Consider the following 17495-nt stretch of genomic DNA (forward strand, 5'->3'; position numbering starts at 1 on the left):
TTTTGGTTTTACTCATCGATAGGGTCGAAGTGGCTCAATGGCTTGGCTGGAAGTGGTCTGTCATGAGCGGCTACTGTCGGCCATTAGTCCATGCGCTGCATGGAACCGGTCATCTGGGCGATTTCCGCCAGTTGGTGGCGCGCGCCTTTTTCCAGGGTGCCGCTGGCGTGAGCCAGCTCCTGGCCGAGTTGGCCGAGGCCGTGAGAGTCACGGGCGACGCCGTCGATCAGGCCGGTGATCTGGGTCAGAAAGTGATCGAAACGGGTGGCAAGGGAGACATGCACTTTTTCCGGACTGCCCTTGACGGCCTCACCGCTGAACTGCGTGGTGACGGCGAGCATTTTTTCGAGCATTTCCTGGCTTTCTAGCGCTTCTGTCTGGCTGTGCACCGCGAGGTAGAGCAGGGCGACCGTCTCCATCACCACGTAGAACGCGTGGACGAAAATCATGCTCCAGCCGCCGTGATGCTCCATCACAAACACCGGGAAACCCTGGTGCTGCAAGGCATGAAACACCACGTGGTGTACCGCGATGGTGACAGCGGCCACCAGGATAGGCAGCCAGTCGCGGTAGAACGTCAGCACCGCCAGCAGCGCGAAGATACCGAAGTGCGATTCGATGACACCCTGGGCCTGGTTGATGTGCAACGCCGCCATGACCATCAGGCCGACGCCAAGGGCGCAACGCATCAGGCGGGTGCCGCCGATGACGCGATAGGCCAGGGTCAGCACCACGCTGGTGCCGCCGCCTATGAAGAGCGCTTGAAGCAGCGTGTCGTGCCAGAACGCCAGGCCGAGGGAGAAGAGGGTCATCAGCCAGATCAGGGCGAGCATGATGCGGTCGGCTTTGCGGTAGTGCTCGATGAAACGGGCTTGGGCAGGCATTCACTCGTACTCCATGTGGACGGGCCGGGGTGAGGCAAGCATGCGACGTGCCATACGGGCATGCTGGGAGCGAATCGGGTGTGGGGGAGCGGGTGGTGATTGGTGGTAGGAGGTTATCGGCGTTTTTGGGTGGGGCTTTAGGGGGGATAAGCCAGAAGCTGCTTGTTACGAGGGTCAGCAATCGGCTTGCAGCCGGTCGCGCCCGACGCAGTCGATCAAAATCATCTGCTCATTCACGGTTTGAGGGGGCGGGAAAAATTCAGACGCCTTGAAGGTCGATGACTCAGCTCTTGTAGAGTAACGCCTCAACTACAACGCCAAACGCTGACGAATGTTCACGGCGATTGGGGTAGTAGAGATGGTAACCGGCAAAGGGTTGGCACCAATCTTCCAACACCCGCACAAGGCTACCGTCGGCAAGCTCCTTCGCCACCATGTCCTCTGGCAGGAAAGCCAAGCCACATCCCGCCACGGCCGCACGCAGAATGGGCACGCTGCTGTTGAATGTCCATTGGCCTTCGACGCGGGCCTTGAGTTCGTGGCCATCCTTTTCGAAATCCCATTGCATCAGGCTGCCGTGAGTCGGCAGGCGCAGGTTGATGCAGTTGTGCGCCGCCAGATCTCTCGGTTCCATCGGGTAAGGCCGCTGCTGGAAATACTGCGGTGAGCCGACAACGGCGATGCGTAACGATGGCCCGATCGGCACGGCGATCATGTCCTTGGCCACCTGGTCACCCAGTCGAACACCAGCGTCATAGCGCTGCGCGACGATGTCGGCGAGGGCGTAATCGACGGTGATTTCGACCTTGATGTCCGGGTAGTCGGGCAGCACCTTCAGCAGCTTCGGCCAGAGAATATTGTTCGCCGCATGCTCGGACGCCTGAATCCGTACATTGCCGGCGGGGGTGTCGCGAAACTCGCTGACGGCAGCCAGTTCCAGTTCAATTTCTTCAAAGCGCGGCGCCATCGCTTGATACAGGCGTTGGCCCGCCTCCGTTGGTGAAACACTGCGCGTAGTCCGCGTCAGCAAGCGCACGCCCAGCCGGGTTTCCAGTGCCCGCAGAGTGTGGCTCAGCGCTGACTGCGAAACGCCCAGTTGCGCGGCAGCACGGGTAAAACTGCCTTCGCGGGTGATGACCACGAAGGCTTGCAGGTCGTTGAGATTGGGGCGGGACATTGATGAGAACCTCTCATGAGGAGCGCGTGATTATTCCATGAAAGCAGGTCGCGCACGGATGTGCGACCCTTGGCGCGCTGATCACAAGGTGCGTGCGTAAAAATCCGTCAGTTTGCCGATCGCCGCATCGACATAACGCGGCACCCAGTAGGTTTCAATGTGGGTGGCGCCATCGATGATGAACACTTCCTTGTCGGTGGTGCCGGCGGCTTTGGGAAACGCATCCTGAGTCATGTACAGGCTGTCGGCCTTGCTGCCGGCGATCATCAGCAACGGTTGATTGATCAACTCGATATGGTCGGTGGCGTCGAAACGCATCAGGTCAATAAGGCTGCTGGTGGTGTATTTGAAGGTCGAGTTCGGGTGCGCGTGGGTTTTCCAGTAGTACTCATAGCCTTGGCGATACAGTTCGAAAGGCAGTTTGGCAGTCTGCTCATCGGTGAGGTTGGCATCCCCCGTATACAGCACCGCGCCCCCCGCTGCTTCTTGCGCGCGGGCTGCTGATGCCTGTTGCAAACGTTGCTGGATGCTGTCCAGTTGCGAGTCGCTGTAGCCGTTGCGGCGTACTCGACCCGAGTTGAACATGCTCACCGTTGCCAGGGATTTGAAGCGTTTGTCGGTTTGCGCCGCCGCCAACGAATAACCACCGCCGCCACAAATGCCGAGCAGGCCCAGACGATTGTCATCCACGCCAGCGAACTGGCTGATGAAATCGGCCATGCCGTGAATGTCTTCGATGCGATACGCCGGTTTATCGATGCTGCGCGGCTGACCACCGCTGGCGCCCTGATAGGCCGCATCGGCCGTGATGGTGATGTAGCCCTGTTCGGCGAGGCGCTGGGCATACAGACCGGCGACTTGCTCCTTTACGCCGCCATTTGGATGCGCAACCACCACGGTCGGGTAGGTCTTCTTCGCGTCGTAGTTGGCAGGCGTGTAGACGTTGGCGGCGATGTCCAGACCGTTGAGCTTATAGCTGACCGGGTGGATGTTGACCCTGCCCGGTTCGTTGCGGGTGATCGCGCCGTCGTAGGCGAGGGTGAATGGGTTCTTCTTGTAGTCGGCGGCCAAGGCTTCGCCTGCCGAGAGGCCGACCAATGCCGACATGAACGTGGCTTTGAGGGTGTTCTTCACGTGAAGCTCCTGAGCAAAAAAAGGACGGCAGTTGCGAAAGTATTTGGGTCAGTCCAGCTGTTTTTCTTTGAGGAACTGCGCGACCAGGTCAGCGATCTGCACGTTGTTCAGATCCGACATGGGGAAATGGGTATTGCCGTGAATGCCAATCTCCGGCAGGTGTATCAGTCGCACATCACCGCCATGGCGATTGACCGCGTCACGCCAGAGCCGGGCCATTTTCAGGCGTGCGCGCCAACTGTCCTGAGCGGGCAGATCGACTGCCTGTTCCGGGATGTTGTCGCCGTACAGGATCAGAATCGGAATGCGCGTCAGTGCCATGAATTGCTCCATCGGCACCGCTGCGCCTTGCACCGTGTCGAACGCGCTGGGGATCGGCGCCGGCACTTCACCGTCAGCAAACACGAAACTGCTGCCCGGTTCGAACGCCACGATGGCTTTGACCTTGTCGTTCTTGATCGCCGTCAACCAGCCCGGCCCGCCGCCCTGAGAATGGGTAAACAGGATGCCGGGGCCGATTTTGTCGAACAGCGCCGACACACCATCGGAGACCACGCCCATGTCAAACGGCCCGGTGTTCGGTGTCATAGCCCTGAAAAACTGCTCGCGGGTCTGGGCGTCCTGTGCCACTTGCACGCCGTTGAAGTAGCGGGGCCAAAGGCCGATACGGAACTGGTTGAACCACAGTTGTTCGTCCGGCACAGGCTTGATGGTAGTCTCGACCATGCTGCGCCCGGCATCACCACGCCGGGGTTGATCGATCAGATAGACGCCGTAGTGGCGGCGCAGAAAGATGTTCTGAAAACCCTCGCGACCATCGGCGGTGGTTTCCCAGGTCTTGGAAAACTGACCTGCGCCGTGCCACATGACAATGGGCAGTTTTCGCGCGTCCACCGGGATTTGATAGAAGGCGTAGGCGTGGTCACCGTGGTAGGTCTGACCGTTGGGCGTCATCGGTTGGCGCGGGTTGAAGGTGCCCGGTGCCGTGGTCATCGTTCCGCCGGCGGCGAAGCTGCCTTGTTTCTGGATCAGCAGCGGGCCTTCGGAGTGGTTCGCGCAGGCCGCCAACAGGCTCAACAGCATGACGCTCAGCAGACGTTTTGCAGTTCTCATGTCACTTCCTCGACGCCGCGAGGGCTTGGACCAGCGCTGCGTTGGCCCGCTCGGCAGTCTGTGCATCGCCATGCTTTTTCAGCAGTTCGGTGACTAGGTGCAACTGTGCTGCGCTGAGCCCGACGCGCAGGCTCGCCGCCATGTGCGAGCGCAACTGAGGCTCGACCCCCGGCGTCGCTGCCAGCGCTCCGACAGTCGCCAATTCGCGACTTTGCCAGTCGAGGTTGTCGCGCTCGAAGATGTCGCCGAACAGGTGCGTTTGCAGGAACTGGTTGATCACTGGGGCGAACTCGAACACCGGGCCTTTGACCGGGGCGCCGGAGATTTTCGTTTGATTCGCCGTACCCGCTGCCAATAGCTCATCCCCCACCGGTATCACCCGGCTCGGCTCACGCCCCGGCGCATCGTCAAGGCCGCGTTGTTTGCGCGCCTGCACCACGGTCATCAATTCATTCAAGGCGTTGAGGCTGCGCGGGAAGCCGACGTAGGCGTAGAGCTGCACGAGGATTTCGCGGGTTTCGCTAATGGTCAGGCCGGCATCAAGCCCTTGGTTGAGCGCCGTGTTGAGGTTGGGCATGTCGCTGGTCGCCATGAACGCCGCGATCAGTGGAATGGCTTGTTGCTGGCTCGACAAGCGGGCTGCGCTGGCGGGTGTGCTGGTCATGGTGGGCGAAGCCTCGGCTGCTTGAGTGGTGACGCTGAACATCGCCCCGACGCTCAGGCAGAGCGCCATGAGTGTGGGGAGGGCAGTGCGGTCGCGGGTGTCAGTGATCATCGTGAAGGGCTCCATCCATTGCGGGGCGCTGCGGTGTTGCTGGATCGTAAGGAGGATGGTTGTGGCGATTAACCCCGAAATAGCGCATGGACTCATGAGCAGAACTCATGAGTCGACGTGCGATAACCGCTGGAATCCCGGTGCGGGCAGGTTGTTACGGGGCATTGAGGTTACGTGGCGGTTCGCCGCGAACGTGCCGGTCGAGCAGCTTCGACACATTCCGTAACTTTATTGGCCGGCGTATTGCGCCTCCGAGACCTGCTCCGCCCAGGTGACGGTCTTGCCATCCTCGGCTTCAGCGATGGCGATGTGGGTCATGCCGTTGCTGGCCGTGGCGCCGTGCCAGTGACGGGTGTTCGGTGGAATCCAGACAGTGTCGCCCGGATGGATCTCCTGACGCGCGCCACCCTCTTGCTGCACATAGCCGACGCCGGCAGTGACGATCAGCGTTTGTCCCAGCGGATGGGTGTGCCACGCCGTGCGTGCGCCGGGTTCGAAGGTCACCGTGCCGCCACCGATGCGCGCGGGCGCTTCACCTTTGAACAGGCCATCGACGCGTACAGAGCCGGTAAAGTTTTCCGCTGCGCCCTTGATCGAAGGCTGGGATCCGTTCGGCGTAACGCGGATTTCGCTGGCGGCCTGGGACTCTGCCGCCATCAGTGACAAAGCAACGAGTGGCGCAATCAATCGGTTCATCGGATGAGTTCTCCGGTCAGACAGAAAAAGCGACGCCGCACATGGCGCCGCGTCGGGCAGACTCAGAGTCCGGTCATTTTCAGTGCCGACTCCGGCAGACGTTCGCCGTGCACCCGAATCTGTGCCATCTGTTCGTTGATCACGCGCAGATCGTCGCCGTTCAATTGCAGCTCGACCGCGCCCAGGTTTTCTTCCAGGCGATGCTGTTTGGTCGTGCCCGGTATCGGCACAATCCACGGTTTCTGTGCGAGCAACCAGGCCAGTGCCACTTGCGCCGGCGTGGCGTGTTTGCGTTGCGCGACGGCTTTCACCACATCGACCAACGCCAGATTGGCCCTGCGCGCTTCAGGGGAAAAGCGCGGGACGAAATTGCGGAAATCGCTCGCGTCGAACTGCGTGTTCTCGTCGATCTGACCGGTGAGGAAACCGGCGCCCAGCGGGCTGAACGGTACGAAGCCGATCCGCAGTTCTTCCAGCACGGCTAGCAGTTCCAGCTCCGGGCCACGCCAGAACAGCGAATATTCGCTTTGCACCGCCGTGACCGGTTGCACCGCGTGGGCCCGGCGAATGGTTTCCACACCCGCTTCAGAAAGGCCGAAATGCTTGACCTTGCCCTCGGCGATCAGATCCTTGACGGTGCCGGCCACGTCTTCGATGGGCACCTGGGGATCAACGCGGTGCTGATAAAACAGGTCGATGCAATCGGTGCGCAGACGCTTCAACGCCGCTTCGGCCACGGCGCGTATATGCTCCGGGCGGCTGTTGGTGCCGCCGCCACGTGCGCCGGTGATCAGGTCGATATCGAAACCGAACTTGGTGGCGATGACGACCTGCTCGCGGATCGGCTGCAAGGCCTCCCCCAGCAGCTCTTCATTGGCGAACGGGCCATACGCTTCGGCGGTGTCGAACAAGGTGACGCCTTGCTCGTGGGCCGAACGAATCAGCTTGATCATGCTGGCTTGGTCGGCTGCCGGCCCGTAGGCCGACGTCATGCTCATGCAGCCAAGACCCAAGGCGGACACTTCCAGGCCATTACCCAACGTGCGGATTTTCATGGAGTTACTCCGTACAGAATTCGATTAGTGCGTGAGAGGGTGATCTTTCAGCCAGCCGTTCACGCGTTCCATGGTCTTGCGCTCCTGCTCACCCTCCATCACAAAACCTTCCAGCACTTTGGCCTTCGGCGCATGCTTGACCAGCACACGGCGGCTGTTGCCCAGGCCATATCCACCATGGGTGTTGAAGGGGATGAGGGTCTTGCCGGTCAGATCGTGGGCGCTGAGGAATGCGCGCACGATCGGCGGGGCGGTTTCACCCCAGATCGGAAAGCCGAGATAGATCGTGTCGTAGTCGCTGAGGGCGTGAACCGTGTTTTGCAGCTCGGGTTCGAAGCCACTGTCACGTTCCTGGCGCGCCCTTTCCACGGTTTGCAGATAGTCCTCGGGGTAGGCGTGGGCGGGGCGAATCTCGAACAGATCGGCACCCAGTCCACGCTGGATCAGCCCGGCGACCACGCGGGTATTGCCCGAGCGCGAGAAATACGCGACCAGAATCCGCGAGCCCGAACGCGGTGTTTCACTGGCGCCTTGCGCGTCGGCGAGCGACAGCAGCGGGGCGCTGGCCAGTGCGGCGATGACCGTGCGCCGCAGCGGATCGTGATCGGTACTCATCGACCGACGCGCGCCTTGAGAGCCTCGGGATAGCGCTCGCCTTCGATGCGGATCTGCGCCAGCGCGGTATCAATGGCCTTGAGTTCGGCAGCGTCGAGGGTGATGTTCGCGCCGCCGAGGTTTTCTTCCAGGCGATGCAGTTTGGTCGTGCCCGGAATCGGCACAATCCACGGTGCCTGCGCGAGCAGCCAGGCCAGCGCGATCTGGGCCGGTGTCGCTTGTTTCTGCGCAGCAATCTGACGGATCAACACCACCAGACCCTGATTTGCCTGCAGCGCCGACTGGCTGAAACGCGGGACGATGCTGCGGAAGTCGTCACTGCCATAAGTGGAATCGGCCGACACCGTGCCGGTGAGAAAGCCTTTACCCAATGGACTGAACGGTACGAAGCCGATGCCCAGCTCCCAAAGGGTCGGCAGGATTTCCAGCTCAGGCTCGCGCCACCACAGCGAGTATTCGCTTTGCAGCGCCGTGACCGGCTGTACCGCATGGGCGCGACGAATGGTTTGCGCGCCTGCCTCCGACAGGCCGAAGTGCTTGACCTTTCCTTCGCTAATCAGGTCTTTCACCGCCCCGGCAACGTCCTCAATCGGCACGTCCGGATCGACGCGGTGTTGGTAGAGCAAATCGATGTAATCGGTCTTCAGTCGACGCAACGAACCCTCGACGGCTATTCGAATACGTTCGGGCCGGCTGTCCAGAGCCTGTTTTGTATTGTCGGTGCCGACGGCGAAGCCGAATTTTGTAGCGATCACAACCTGGTCGCGAACTGGCGCCAGCGCCTCGCCGACTACTTGCTCATTGATATAGGGGCCGTAGAATTCGGCGGTATCGAAGAACGTGACGCCTCGTTCAACGGCTGAGCGGATCAGTGCGATGGCTTGCTCGGTATCCGTGGCCGGGCCATAGCCATGGCTCAGACCCATGCAGCCGAGGCCGAGGGCGGATACTTTGAGTGAACTGTTGCCGAGTGTGCGTTTGTGCATGTTGATCTCCCGTTGGGCGTGGGGAGACAGTAAGCGCGCTAACGACTGAGGACTAGACGGGTAAATCGGCAAGGCTTCATGAGGTTTGCTCATCAGTCCCGGAAGAGGGGCGGTGGCGACTGTCGAATGAAGGCTTGCCTCACGGTAGGCCATCACCGCTCGTACACAAAAAATCTGACACTCTCTTGATCGTTCGCTTTTGGCTGTTCTCTGCCGATCAAGGTTACAGCCTGTGATGGTCAGCTGCGCCGGCGGTATACTGGAGGGATTCCAATATACCCCGCGCCTCGCGCCCAGGCAGACCAGGGACGGTTGAATGATCCGCATCAGAACCAATTTGGCTCCTCGATGGAATCGGCAGATCCGAGAAGCCACCACGCCTCTGACAGTGCTGTCCCCCTACATCACAGAAAACAGCACGCTTAAGCTCTTGGCCAACAAGCAAGCAACGTTTTACACACGGTTTGAGGTAAGGGACTTCGTCTGTATGGCGTCAACAATCGCTGCCTTCAAGCTGTTGCTCATCAACAAGTGCACGATTTACGAGGTGAAGGACCTTCATGCGAAAGTCATCATGGACGAGGCTGACTTCGTCACACTTGGCAGCCAGAACCTTACCTTCAGGGGGGCCTCGAAAAATAAGGAGTTGAGTGTTTGTTTCGATAACAGTAAAGCCAATTCTTGTGAGCGAGTTCGGAGCGTGGTCAATGATTGGATTGACGACCCGGATCTGGAATTGATCGACTGGGCCAGGGTGTTGCGGATGGAGAAGGATGTTCGCTTAGCCAAAAAGGCTTTCGAAGAATTCAACGAAGCGATGTCCAAGATTCAGGGTAAAGCCGATACCTACCAAGCCAAGCGAGTCCAGGTTGCTCGGGATCAGCAGGAACAAGAGAGAGCTGCACGAAAGGCTAAGAACCTAGCTGCAATTGGTGCTGCCGTTCGGTCTGGCGCACCTTCCGGCACGAAATACACCGGAACAGTAAAGCCATCTGAGGGCTCTGCACGACTGAAATTTGATGCGAAGGTTGACCTGCTCCAGTGGACCAGGAAGAACGGCATCGTGCTCCCCCGGATGATTAAGTCGAGCCGTTGCCTATGCGTGCTCAATCAACAGAAGGTCGGCTGGGCAAGGCTTGCGAGCCAACAAATCACGAAATTCGCTCAAAGCATGACCATTGGTGGGATTCTGCCTAAACCGTTCGATCGGGTGGATGTGACACTCTCCGTCACCCCAAAAGATCTTGCTCGGGCGCCTTCCGACACGACTCTTGTTGCCATCTTGAAGAACGAGAACGGGACCGAACTGTGCATGGTCCCGGTTCTCTACTCAATCGACGAGATCAGCGTTCTCGACACGCTAGGACCCAAGCGAAAGCCGTCGGGTAAAAAGCTCAAGCCAATCGAGCAGCTCAGAACCGATCTGAAGAGGTGGATTGATAGCAATAGGGCTGACTTTGAAAGCCTACTGAGCCGCCACATCACCAGTACTACCCCTCTGAAGAAACGGCTCGATGGGGTCAACGCGGATGTGTTTTTTGAGGGAATGGATACGGTGGTCGATGTGACAATGGTCTTTAAAGGGCGCAACGGTACAAAGCCCATTCTTGTCGCGACCACCAGAAGCTGAAATCCCACACCTGCCTGACATCAGTGGAGTGTCCGTTTGGAGTCGAAAACGGCGTTTCGTAATGGCGGCAAATGGCCTGAAACCGCTATTGAGCGCAGCATGAGCGGCGACTTACTCAACTAAAGCGGCATCGTCGTCGCTGAGCCGCCGTAGATGCCTACAGCGCCTCGGCGATCAGTCGATTGAGCTAGTTGAGTAGCCTGGACAGCGTCCGGTTTCAGCTAGACGGCACCTCCCGATCCATCAACTTACCCATCAACAGCACCCCCAACTCACTGAGTTGATGAATAGCCAACGCCACATCACGGTCTTTCCCGCTCAGCTCGTCCGACAGATCAAGCAGCAACGCGCTGACCGAGGCAAAGGTTTCATAGCTATTGGTAATCAGACTTTCACTGCTGGCATCAGCAGCCACACTGAACAGCGCACCCGACGGCGGGGTGGTTTTGGTGGAGGAGGGATTGAGATAGTGATCCAAGGCACGGTGCGCGGCTTGGTTGAGTTTCAAATCGGGAGATCCCGGAGGATTCGGCGTTACCTTGAACATATCAGTAGTTTTCCTGAGCTGGGCCGTCACCACGTCGCTACTAAACGAAATGGGGTGGCGGCTGTACGCAGGTTAGTAGACCGGGGAAACTACAAAAGCCGGCGCGTCCGAAGACGCCCTGCGCACAGCCACCATCAAGCACAGACAAGAAGGTCTGATAGATGCTGCTTATGCACTTGCAGTTAACCTCGGGCTACTAAACCCGATCACTGAGTTTTCAGCGACCGAGCAACCTTAGAGACGCCAACCCAGGTGCACAAGCCGGCGGATTCTGACGCAACTGTAGGCAATGGAGCAAGGCGCCGTGCTCACTGCCTCAAGCCACGGGACTGAAATCCATCAGTCCCGTTTTCCTTTCTCAAGCAGGCTGAGCCGCCAAGCTATTACTCACCTTGCGCCCCAACACCAGCACCGTCACAAACCCGGCGCCCACCAACGCGGTCGCCAAACTCAACAGCACCGACGTCCCCATCTTGTCGACAATCTGCCCGCCAAAGAACGAGCCCACGGCAATGATCACCTGGAACAACGCGACGAACAGCGGCATGCCACGCTCCACATCCTTGGGCGCAACCACAAACATCCAGATACTCGCGCACGCCGGGAAGGCACCGAAAGCAAAGCCCCACAGGGCGATCAGCATTACTGCGCCGCTCATGCCGGTGGCGAAGTAGGGGAACAGGGCGGTGCTGGTGCCGATCATCAGTGCGACCAGCAGCAGGGTGTGGCGCACGCTGCGGTTGGCGGCGAAGCCGGCGAAGACGTTGCCCATTACGCCGGCCACGCCGTAGAGCAGCAGCAGGGAGCCAATGGTCGGGCCGTCGAAGCCGGAGCTGTTTTTGAAGAACGGCGCGACGTAGGTGTACGCGGCAAAGTGTGCAAGGCCGATCAGCAATACGGCGATCAAGCCGACCCGTGCTTGTGGGTTGATGAACAGGGCCGGCAGGTCGGCGATGCGAATGGCTTTTTCCGGTTCGAGGCGCGGCAGCAGGAACATCTGTGCCAGCAGTACCGGTATGCCCACCAGTGCGGTGACGAGGAAGGTCATGCGCCAGCCCATCAGGCCGCTCAGCCAGGTGCCGACGGGTACGCCGAGCACGGTGGCCAGGGTCACGCCCATCATGATGATCGAGGTGGCCTTCGCTACGCCCACGCCCTTGGGCGCCAGGCGGCCGCTGAGGGCGATGGCCGTGGCCCAGAAGCCGCCAATGCTGATGCCCAGCAGGACGCGGCCGAACAGCAGCAGGCTGAAGTCGCTGGCGTAGGCCACCACCATGTTGGCGATGATCATGATCAGGGTCAGGCCGATCAGCAGGTAGCGACGGTCCATGGCGCCAATGCCCACCGACAGCAACGGGGCGGCCAGGGCGGCCATGATGCCGGGCAGGGTGACCATTAGGCCGGCATGGCCGGCGCTGATGCCGAGATCGGCGGCGACGTCGTTGAGTACGCCTACTGGCAGGAATTCGCTGGTGACCAGGGCGAAGGCGCCCACGGCAACCGAGAGTATCGCCAGCCACTGCTGCAGGACGGTTTGTTGGTTATGTTCGGGGAGGCCGCTAGGGGCCCGGCTTGCGCTTGGCATGGTGTTGGGTTCCGGGAGGAGATTTCGCCTGCGGACAGACGGGAGGGGGAAAAGTGGAGGTGATTATAGGAATCGGTTTTGGTAAGCCAATAGGCGACCGGTTCGATAGTAATCATCAGTCTCGTTGATAAGACTGCCTGCGTAGAGCGTTCTCTTCCGTGTAGACCCTCTCGATTGCCCATGGCCCGACTCCGCGCGTAATCCGGCCCGATCCCGCGCGCCAGAAAAAATCCCCCGCTGCATCCTGAGCCTCGGCATGTCGGTTTTGCTTACGTGCCGAAGCGTTTCAAGGCCGATCAAACAATAATAAAGAGGTGTTTATGCCCGTGCTTCATCGCTCTTCATCCCCGGTTGAACGCAGTGCGCTTCATGTGTTGGTGTGTGCGTCGACACTTGCGCTGTCGTTAACCGCCTGCGCGGCCACCCCGGATCCCGCGAAGCCTTATCTCCATGCACAGGAACCGATCGGCGACGTGCAGGCCATCTATGACGGCAGGCTCAGCGAGGACTTGGCGGTCACTACCTTCCGTAATACCGACCGATTGTTCCCGACGCGCACGATCAAGGCCGGCGGCCATCCGTTCCCGTTACCCCGCAGCAGCCAGCCACTCGGGCCGGTTGCCTTTGACTACAAAGGCAAGCATTACAGCCTCGATGACTACGTGGCGATCAACCGGGTAACCGGGCTGTTGGTGCTCAAGGACGGCAAGATCGTTGATGAGCGTTATGAAAAAGGCAACACCGCCGACACCCGGTGGATGTCGATGTCGGTGGCCAAGTCCATCACCTCGACGCTGGTGGGCGCGGCGCTGCAGGACGGCGCCATCAAGAGCCTGGATGACAAGGTCACCCGTTATTTACCCGCGTTGGCCGGTAGCGGTTATGACCAGGTCACCGTGCGCCAGATCCTCTCCATGCGCTCCGGGATCAAGTGGAACGAGCAATACACGGACCCTACCTCGGACGAGCGCCACTTGATCAAACTGCGTAGTGAACAAGTGCCCGGGTCGCTCCTCAAGTTCATGGCCAGCCTGCCCACCGCTGCGCCGCCTGGCACTCGCACCAACTACAGCACCGGTGAAACTCAAGTGTTGGGGCAACTGGTGAGCGCTGCGGTGGGCAAGCCACTGACGCAATACCTGAGCGAGAAGATCTGGGCGCCTTACGGCATGCAAACCGATGCCAAGTGGTGGCTGGATGGTCTTAATGGCAATGAAGTGGGCGGCAGCGGTATCAGCGCGACGCTTGAGGATTACGGGCGTTTTGGGCAGTTCGTGCTTAGCGGTGGCAAGGCCGGTGGGCAGCCAGTGTTGCCTGAAGGCTGGTTGAGTTTTGCCAGCGCGACTACGGGTTCAGATGCGGCGTACGGTGATTTTGCGTCCATGTGGTGGCCAGGTTGGACCGACGCCTCCAAAGCGGATAAAGCCTTTACGGCGGCCGGTACGTTTGGTCAGTACCTCTACATCAATCCGACCAGGAATGTGGTGATTGTGGTGTGGCAGGCGCAGACCAAACCCACGGGTGGCAAGGTGATCGACGATATGTTTGCCTTTGATGCGGTTGCCAAAGCGCTTCAATAACCGCGAAGTACCTGTGGCGAGGGAGCTTGCTCCCGCTGGGGCGCGCAGCGGCCCCAAAAAAATGGGCCTGCTGCGCAGTCCAGCGGGAGCAAGCTCCCTCGCCACAGGCTTCGGGCTACTCAGGTAGTGTGTACCTCACATCGCCGCCCGCAACGAGCGCGGCGAAAGCCCGTAATGCGACTTGAACCTCACCGCAAATCAACAAGCCATCGCATACGCGACACGCGTTGCAAATTTCCCCAATGGGAAATTTTCAGCCATTTAAAGATCAACACCGTACCTGTGGCGAGGGAGCTTGCTCCCGCTGGGCCGCGCAGCGGCCCCAAAAAATGGGCCTGCTGCGCAGTCCAGCGGGAGCAAGCTCCCTCGCCACAGGTTATGGGCTACTCAGGTAGTGTGTACCTCACATCGCCGCCCGCAACGAGCGCGGCGAAAGCCCGTAATGCGACTTAAACCTCACCGCAAATCAACAAGCCGTCGCATACGCCACACGCGTTGCAAATTTCCCCAATGGGAAATTTTCAGCCATTTAAAGATCAACACCGTACCTGTGGCGAGGGAGCTTGCTCCCGCTGGGGCGCGCAGCGGCCCCAAAAAATGGGCCTGCTGCGCAGTCCAGCGGGAGCAAGCTCCTTCGCCACAGGTTATGGGCTACTCAGGTAGTGTGTATCTCACATAGCCGCCCGCAACGACCGCGGTGAAAGCCCATAATGTGACTTGAACCTCACCGCAAACCGCGACGCCGACGCATACCCGCACGCACTGGAAATCTCCCCGATGGAATCCCTGGAGGTTTGCAGCTGTTGCAACGCCGCCCCCAGCCGAACATTTTCCAGGATGGCCCTGAAGCTCGCATCCTCATTGGCCAGCTGCCGACGCAACGTCGATTCCCCCAGATTCAACTGCTGCGCGACCGTGGCAACGGTCCAGTCCCTGGACAGGTTGCTGCCGATCAACCGCTGCACGCGTTCACTCAAGGGGTCGTTGCGATCCATCAGCAACGGTCCCGCCTGGCCGGCCAGGCACAGGCAGAGCAACACGGCCTCGCCATAGTGGGTGCACAGGGCCGACGGGGCGCCGGTGCTCAGTGCGGTCAGCAGTTGGTCCCAGGCTTGTCGGGTCTGTTTGTCCAGGCGTACGCACAGGTCGGCATGCATGCTGCCCTTGAACTGCGCGCCATACCGGGCAACGAAGTTACGCAACACCGGCACCGGAAACGACACCACGTCGGCGATGTAGTCACCCTGGGCACCGGGAAAGTTGGTCACCCCAAGCTCGCGGCCCGCCGGCAGTAGAATCAGGTGCTGTGGGCCGGCACGCATTTCGCGCTCATCCCACTGCATCAGTTTTTGCCCCTGGCGCACGCGGCAAAGGGCGCTCATGAAGATCGGCACGCGTTGCAGGGTGTGATGTTGCCGGGCCCTGATCACGCAGCTTTCGATGATGCTTTCCCGGTGCCGCAGACCTTCGTGAACATCCATCGTGACTAGCGTCCGTAAGGGGCCGTGATTGTGGCCTTGGCCAGGCTGTTGGCATTGAGCATGTAGCCGACCAGGGCGCCGCTGGATTGATTGTCGATCGGCAGGGTGTCGACTTTCAACGCCCACACGGTGAATTGATAGCGATGCGGTTTATCACCCACGGGCGGGCAGGCGCCGCCGAAGCCGGGTTGGCCGTAGTCCGTGCGGCCTTGCACTGCACCGGCCGGCAGGTGGGTGCCCACATTGCTCGGCAGGCTGGAGACGGTGACGGGCAGGTTCACCACCGTCCAGTGCCACCAGCCGCTGCCGGTCGGGGCGTCGGGATCGTAGACGGTGATGGCGAAGCTTTTGGTACCCGCCGGGGCGTTGGCCCAGGACAGGGCAGGGGAGGTGTTGCCGCCGCTGCAGCCGAAGCCGTTGAATTCCTGCAGGTGCGTCAGCGGGCGTTGGTCGGCAATGTCCGGGCTGTTGAGTGAGAAGCTGGCGGCGTGTCCGCTGGCGGCCATGATCAGGGTAATCGCGGGGGCAAGTGCTTTGAGTTTCATCGCGGTGGTGTCCAGGCGTGGTTTGAGCCTTGATCCTAAACAGCGCAGGGGCACGGCACTGCGCCGAAGCGCTCGATGATTGTGCCGAAACGCTCTGCCTACTAAGGCTGAACCCTCAGCGTCCGGATGATGAACGCATGCAGGCTATTGACCGCCTTGGACCCGCGGGACGCCCGGCTACGCAGAATCGAAACCTCCATGGGCTCAATGCTGCCCAAACCGTGCTCGTCACCGAGTACCTGAAGCGAATCCTGCACGGTGCATTGAGTGATCGCGGCAATCGCGAGCCCGCCCTCGACGGCGGCCACCTGGCCGGCAAGGCTGGAGCTGTTGTACACCACCTTGAATTCGCGGCCTTGCTGGGTGAGTGCGTTCACCGCATACCGCCGGGCGAGGCTTGCGCTTTCGTAGACGGCGATGGGGATCGGGTCGCGCCGCCACAGTTCGAACTGCGGTGAACCTACCCATACCATGGGCTCCTTGAACAGGAAGGTGCCGCTTTGGGGCGAGTCCCGAGACACCAGCGCCAGGTCAAGATCGCCGCTGCGCAACTGCGGGATCAGCGTGGTCGACTGTTCACAGGTCAGTTCGATTTCCACACCGGAGTAGCGCGGCGAATAGCGCTTGAGCAGCGGCGTGAGGTACCGGGCCGCGTAGTCTTCGGCAACGCCAAGGCGGATGCGCCCGGTCAGCTCTTCACCGTGAAACGCCGCTTGGGTTTCAGCGTGCAGGGCGAGCATGCGCCGGGCGTAGCTCAGCAGCGTCTGGCCATCGGCAGTCAGTTGCAGGTGCCTCGGGCCGCGACTCAAGAGCTGTCGTCCAAGGGCGGCTTCGAGTTTCTTCATCTGCATGCTGACGGCGGACTGCGAGCGGTTGACCTCGTGGGCGGCACCAGACAACGAGCCGGCATCCACCACGGCCACAAAGCATTTGAGCCAATCGAGTTGCAAATCGCTGGCGGGCATCGCGCTGACCTCTATTCGTTAATCGAATGGCTAAGGCCTGAATTATGCGCTTTTCATGGACGCTTGTTCACCCGCAACATTCTGCCTTGAACCAACACCTTCTGGATCGGATCCATGCCCTTTGATACCTGGTTGCTTTACCTGGTTACCTGCTTCGGCATCGCGGTGGTGCCAGGGCCCAATGCGTTATTGGCGCTGACCCACGGTGCGCTTCACGGCAGCCGCAAAACGCTGTTCACCATCAGTGGCGGCGTGCTCGGTTTTGCGATTGTGCTGGCGCTGTGTGCGTTGGGGTTGGGTGCGCTGATCCAGGCATCGGCCAGTTTGTTCACGGCCTTGAAGGTGGCGGGTGGGCTGTACCTGATCTGGCTGGGCTTCGGGCTGTGGCGGGCGGCACCGGTCAGCCTTGAGGCGAGCGGCACTACCAGCTCGCGGAGCTGGCCGCTGTTCCGCCAGGGGCTGGTATCGGCGATCTCAAACCCCAAGGCCTTGCTGCTGTTCACCGCGTTTATTCCACCGTTCCTGGACCCGCACCGGAGCATCGTTGCGCAGACGCTCACCATCGCCCTGACCTACGCCGTGGTGGAGTTCATCGTCGAGTACCTGGTGGCCAGCGCCGCGCACCGGGTAAGGCCCTGGCTGGCGCGAACCGGGCGCCGATTCAATAAAGTCTGCGGCGGTTTTTTTGTGCTGTTCGGGTTGGCCCTGCCTATCCATGCCTGAGGGC

Annotated in this window: 16 protein-coding genes and 1 pseudogene; 3 read left to right on the forward strand and 14 right to left on the reverse strand. The window is 60.4% G+C overall.

The window, feature by feature from the left end:
* Positions 1-86: 86 nt before the first annotated feature.
* From HX801_RS11055 to HX801_RS11095, 9 genes and pseudogenes are all read right to left on the reverse strand, one after another.
* A pseudogene (locus HX801_RS11055) lies at positions 87-884 on the reverse strand (methyl-accepting chemotaxis protein); the annotation flags it as partial.
* A gap of 283 nt (positions 885-1167) precedes the next feature.
* The gene (locus tag HX801_RS11060; protein WP_003209726.1) at positions 1168-2061 is read right to left on the reverse strand and encodes a LysR family transcriptional regulator; all 894 of its coding nucleotides are present in this window, start codon (positions 2059-2061) and stop codon (positions 1168-1170) included.
* Positions 2062-2142: 81 nt separating this feature from the next.
* A complete protein-coding gene (locus tag HX801_RS11065) occupies positions 2143-3195 on the reverse strand; it encodes an alpha/beta hydrolase (protein WP_008432604.1) in 1053 nt (350 codons plus the stop codon).
* A gap of 48 nt (positions 3196-3243) precedes the next feature.
* On the reverse strand, positions 3244-4188 hold the full coding sequence (locus HX801_RS11070) for an alpha/beta fold hydrolase (protein ID WP_173406085.1): 945 nt from the start codon (positions 4186-4188) through the stop codon (positions 3244-3246).
* Between the two features lie 121 nt (positions 4189-4309).
* Positions 4310-5083 (reverse strand): carboxymuconolactone decarboxylase family protein, encoded by a 774-nt coding sequence (locus HX801_RS11075; RefSeq protein ID WP_177022084.1) that lies wholly within the window; start codon positions 5081-5083, stop codon positions 4310-4312.
* Positions 5084-5311: 228 nt separating this feature from the next.
* A complete protein-coding gene (locus HX801_RS11080) occupies positions 5312-5779 on the reverse strand; it encodes a cupin domain-containing protein (protein ID WP_008432610.1) in 468 nt (155 codons plus the stop codon).
* Between the two features lie 62 nt (positions 5780-5841).
* Positions 5842-6834 carry an aldo/keto reductase gene (locus tag HX801_RS11085; RefSeq protein WP_008432612.1) on the reverse strand — a complete coding sequence of 331 codons (993 nt, stop codon included), beginning with the start codon at positions 6832-6834 and terminating at the stop codon, positions 5842-5844.
* Between the two features lie 24 nt (positions 6835-6858).
* Complete coding sequence (locus HX801_RS11090) at positions 6859-7449, reverse strand: flavodoxin (protein ID WP_177022085.1); 591 nt, start codon at positions 7447-7449, stop codon at positions 6859-6861.
* On the reverse strand, positions 7446-8435 hold the full coding sequence (locus tag HX801_RS11095) for an aldo/keto reductase (protein WP_177022086.1): 990 nt from the start codon (positions 8433-8435) through the stop codon (positions 7446-7448). The genes HX801_RS11090 and HX801_RS11095 overlap by 4 nt, the downstream gene beginning before the upstream one ends.
* A gap of 316 nt (positions 8436-8751) precedes the next feature.
* On the opposite strand from HX801_RS11095, the gene HX801_RS11100 reads away from it, so the two are divergent.
* Entirely contained in the window at positions 8752-10065 is a 1314-nt protein-coding gene (locus tag HX801_RS11100) for a phospholipase D family protein (protein WP_102605913.1), read from the forward strand.
* Positions 10066-10282: 217 nt separating this feature from the next.
* Here HX801_RS11100 and HX801_RS11105 read toward each other — a convergent pair whose 3' ends face one another.
* Both HX801_RS11105 and HX801_RS11110 read right to left on the reverse strand, forming a co-directional pair.
* Positions 10283-10612, reverse strand: a complete 330-nt coding sequence (locus HX801_RS11105) for a DUF6124 family protein (RefSeq protein WP_177022087.1) — start codon at positions 10610-10612, stop codon at positions 10283-10285.
* A gap of 358 nt (positions 10613-10970) precedes the next feature.
* Positions 10971-12197: an MFS transporter gene (locus HX801_RS11110; protein WP_003209751.1), complete on the reverse strand. Its 1227-nt coding sequence runs from the start codon at positions 12195-12197 to the stop codon at positions 10971-10973.
* A 320-nt stretch (positions 12198-12517) separates the two neighbouring features.
* Here HX801_RS11110 and HX801_RS11115 point away from each other — a divergent pair, with 320 nt between their 5' ends.
* Positions 12518-13777: a serine hydrolase gene (locus tag HX801_RS11115; RefSeq protein WP_177022088.1), complete on the forward strand. Its 1260-nt coding sequence runs from the start codon at positions 12518-12520 to the stop codon at positions 13775-13777.
* Positions 13778-14448: 671 nt separating this feature from the next.
* Here HX801_RS11115 and HX801_RS11120 read toward each other — a convergent pair.
* The 3 genes from HX801_RS11120 to HX801_RS11130 form a co-directional block, all read right to left on the reverse strand.
* Positions 14449-15258, reverse strand: coding sequence for an AraC family transcriptional regulator (locus HX801_RS11120; protein WP_134326305.1), 810 nt, complete (start codon positions 15256-15258; stop codon positions 14449-14451).
* A 5-nt stretch (positions 15259-15263) separates the two neighbouring features.
* Entirely contained in the window at positions 15264-15803 is a 540-nt protein-coding gene (locus tag HX801_RS11125) for a kinase inhibitor (protein WP_003215583.1), read from the reverse strand.
* A gap of 101 nt (positions 15804-15904) precedes the next feature.
* On the reverse strand, positions 15905-16768 hold the full coding sequence (locus HX801_RS11130; protein ID WP_177022089.1) for a LysR family transcriptional regulator: 864 nt from the start codon (positions 16766-16768) through the stop codon (positions 15905-15907).
* Between the two features lie 114 nt (positions 16769-16882).
* On the opposite strand from HX801_RS11130, the gene HX801_RS11135 reads away from it, so the two are divergent.
* The gene (locus HX801_RS11135) at positions 16883-17491 is read left to right on the forward strand and encodes a LysE family translocator (protein ID WP_177022090.1); all 609 of its coding nucleotides are present in this window, start codon (positions 16883-16885) and stop codon (positions 17489-17491) included.
* The last annotated feature ends 4 nt before the right edge of the window (positions 17492-17495 follow it).

The organism is Pseudomonas sp. G1002 (assembly GCF_013385455.1).
Classification (GTDB): domain Bacteria; phylum Pseudomonadota; class Gammaproteobacteria; order Pseudomonadales; family Pseudomonadaceae; genus Aquipseudomonas.

Excerpts from the sequence above, each read along its gene's own strand:
- HX801_RS11060 (WP_003209726.1), bottom strand. The coding sequence starts at position 2,061 with ATGTCCCGCCCCAATCTCAACGACCTGCAAGCCTTCGTGGTCATCACC.
- HX801_RS11105 (WP_177022087.1), bottom strand. The coding sequence starts at position 10,612 with ATGTTCAAGGTAACGCCGAATCCTCCGGGATCTCCCGATTTGAAACTC.
- HX801_RS11110 (WP_003209751.1), bottom strand. The coding sequence starts at position 12,197 with ATGCCAAGCGCAAGCCGGGCCCCTAGCGGCCTCCCCGAACATAACCAA.
- HX801_RS11130 (WP_177022089.1), bottom strand. The coding sequence starts at position 16,768 with ATGCCCGCCAGCGATTTGCAACTCGATTGGCTCAAATGCTTTGTGGCC.
- HX801_RS11120 (WP_134326305.1), bottom strand. The coding sequence starts at position 15,258 with ATGGATGTTCACGAAGGTCTGCGGCACCGGGAAAGCATCATCGAAAGC.
- HX801_RS11075 (WP_177022084.1), bottom strand. The coding sequence starts at position 5,083 with ATGATCACTGACACCCGCGACCGCACTGCCCTCCCCACACTCATGGCG.
- HX801_RS11080 (WP_008432610.1), bottom strand. The coding sequence starts at position 5,779 with ATGAACCGATTGATTGCGCCACTCGTTGCTTTGTCACTGATGGCGGCA.
- HX801_RS11070 (WP_173406085.1), bottom strand. The coding sequence starts at position 4,188 with ATGACCACGGCACCGGGCACCTTCAACCCGCGCCAACCGATGACGCCC.
- HX801_RS11085 (WP_008432612.1), bottom strand. The coding sequence starts at position 6,834 with ATGAAAATCCGCACGTTGGGTAATGGCCTGGAAGTGTCCGCCTTGGGT.
- HX801_RS11090 (WP_177022085.1), bottom strand. The coding sequence starts at position 7,449 with ATGAGTACCGATCACGATCCGCTGCGGCGCACGGTCATCGCCGCACTG.
- HX801_RS11115 (WP_177022088.1), top strand. The coding sequence starts at position 12,518 with ATGCCCGTGCTTCATCGCTCTTCATCCCCGGTTGAACGCAGTGCGCTT.
- HX801_RS11125 (WP_003215583.1), bottom strand. The coding sequence starts at position 15,803 with ATGAAACTCAAAGCACTTGCCCCCGCGATTACCCTGATCATGGCCGCC.
- HX801_RS11100 (WP_102605913.1), top strand. The coding sequence starts at position 8,752 with ATGATCCGCATCAGAACCAATTTGGCTCCTCGATGGAATCGGCAGATC.
- HX801_RS11095 (WP_177022086.1), bottom strand. The coding sequence starts at position 8,435 with ATGCACAAACGCACACTCGGCAACAGTTCACTCAAAGTATCCGCCCTC.
- HX801_RS11135 (WP_177022090.1), top strand. The coding sequence starts at position 16,883 with ATGCCCTTTGATACCTGGTTGCTTTACCTGGTTACCTGCTTCGGCATC.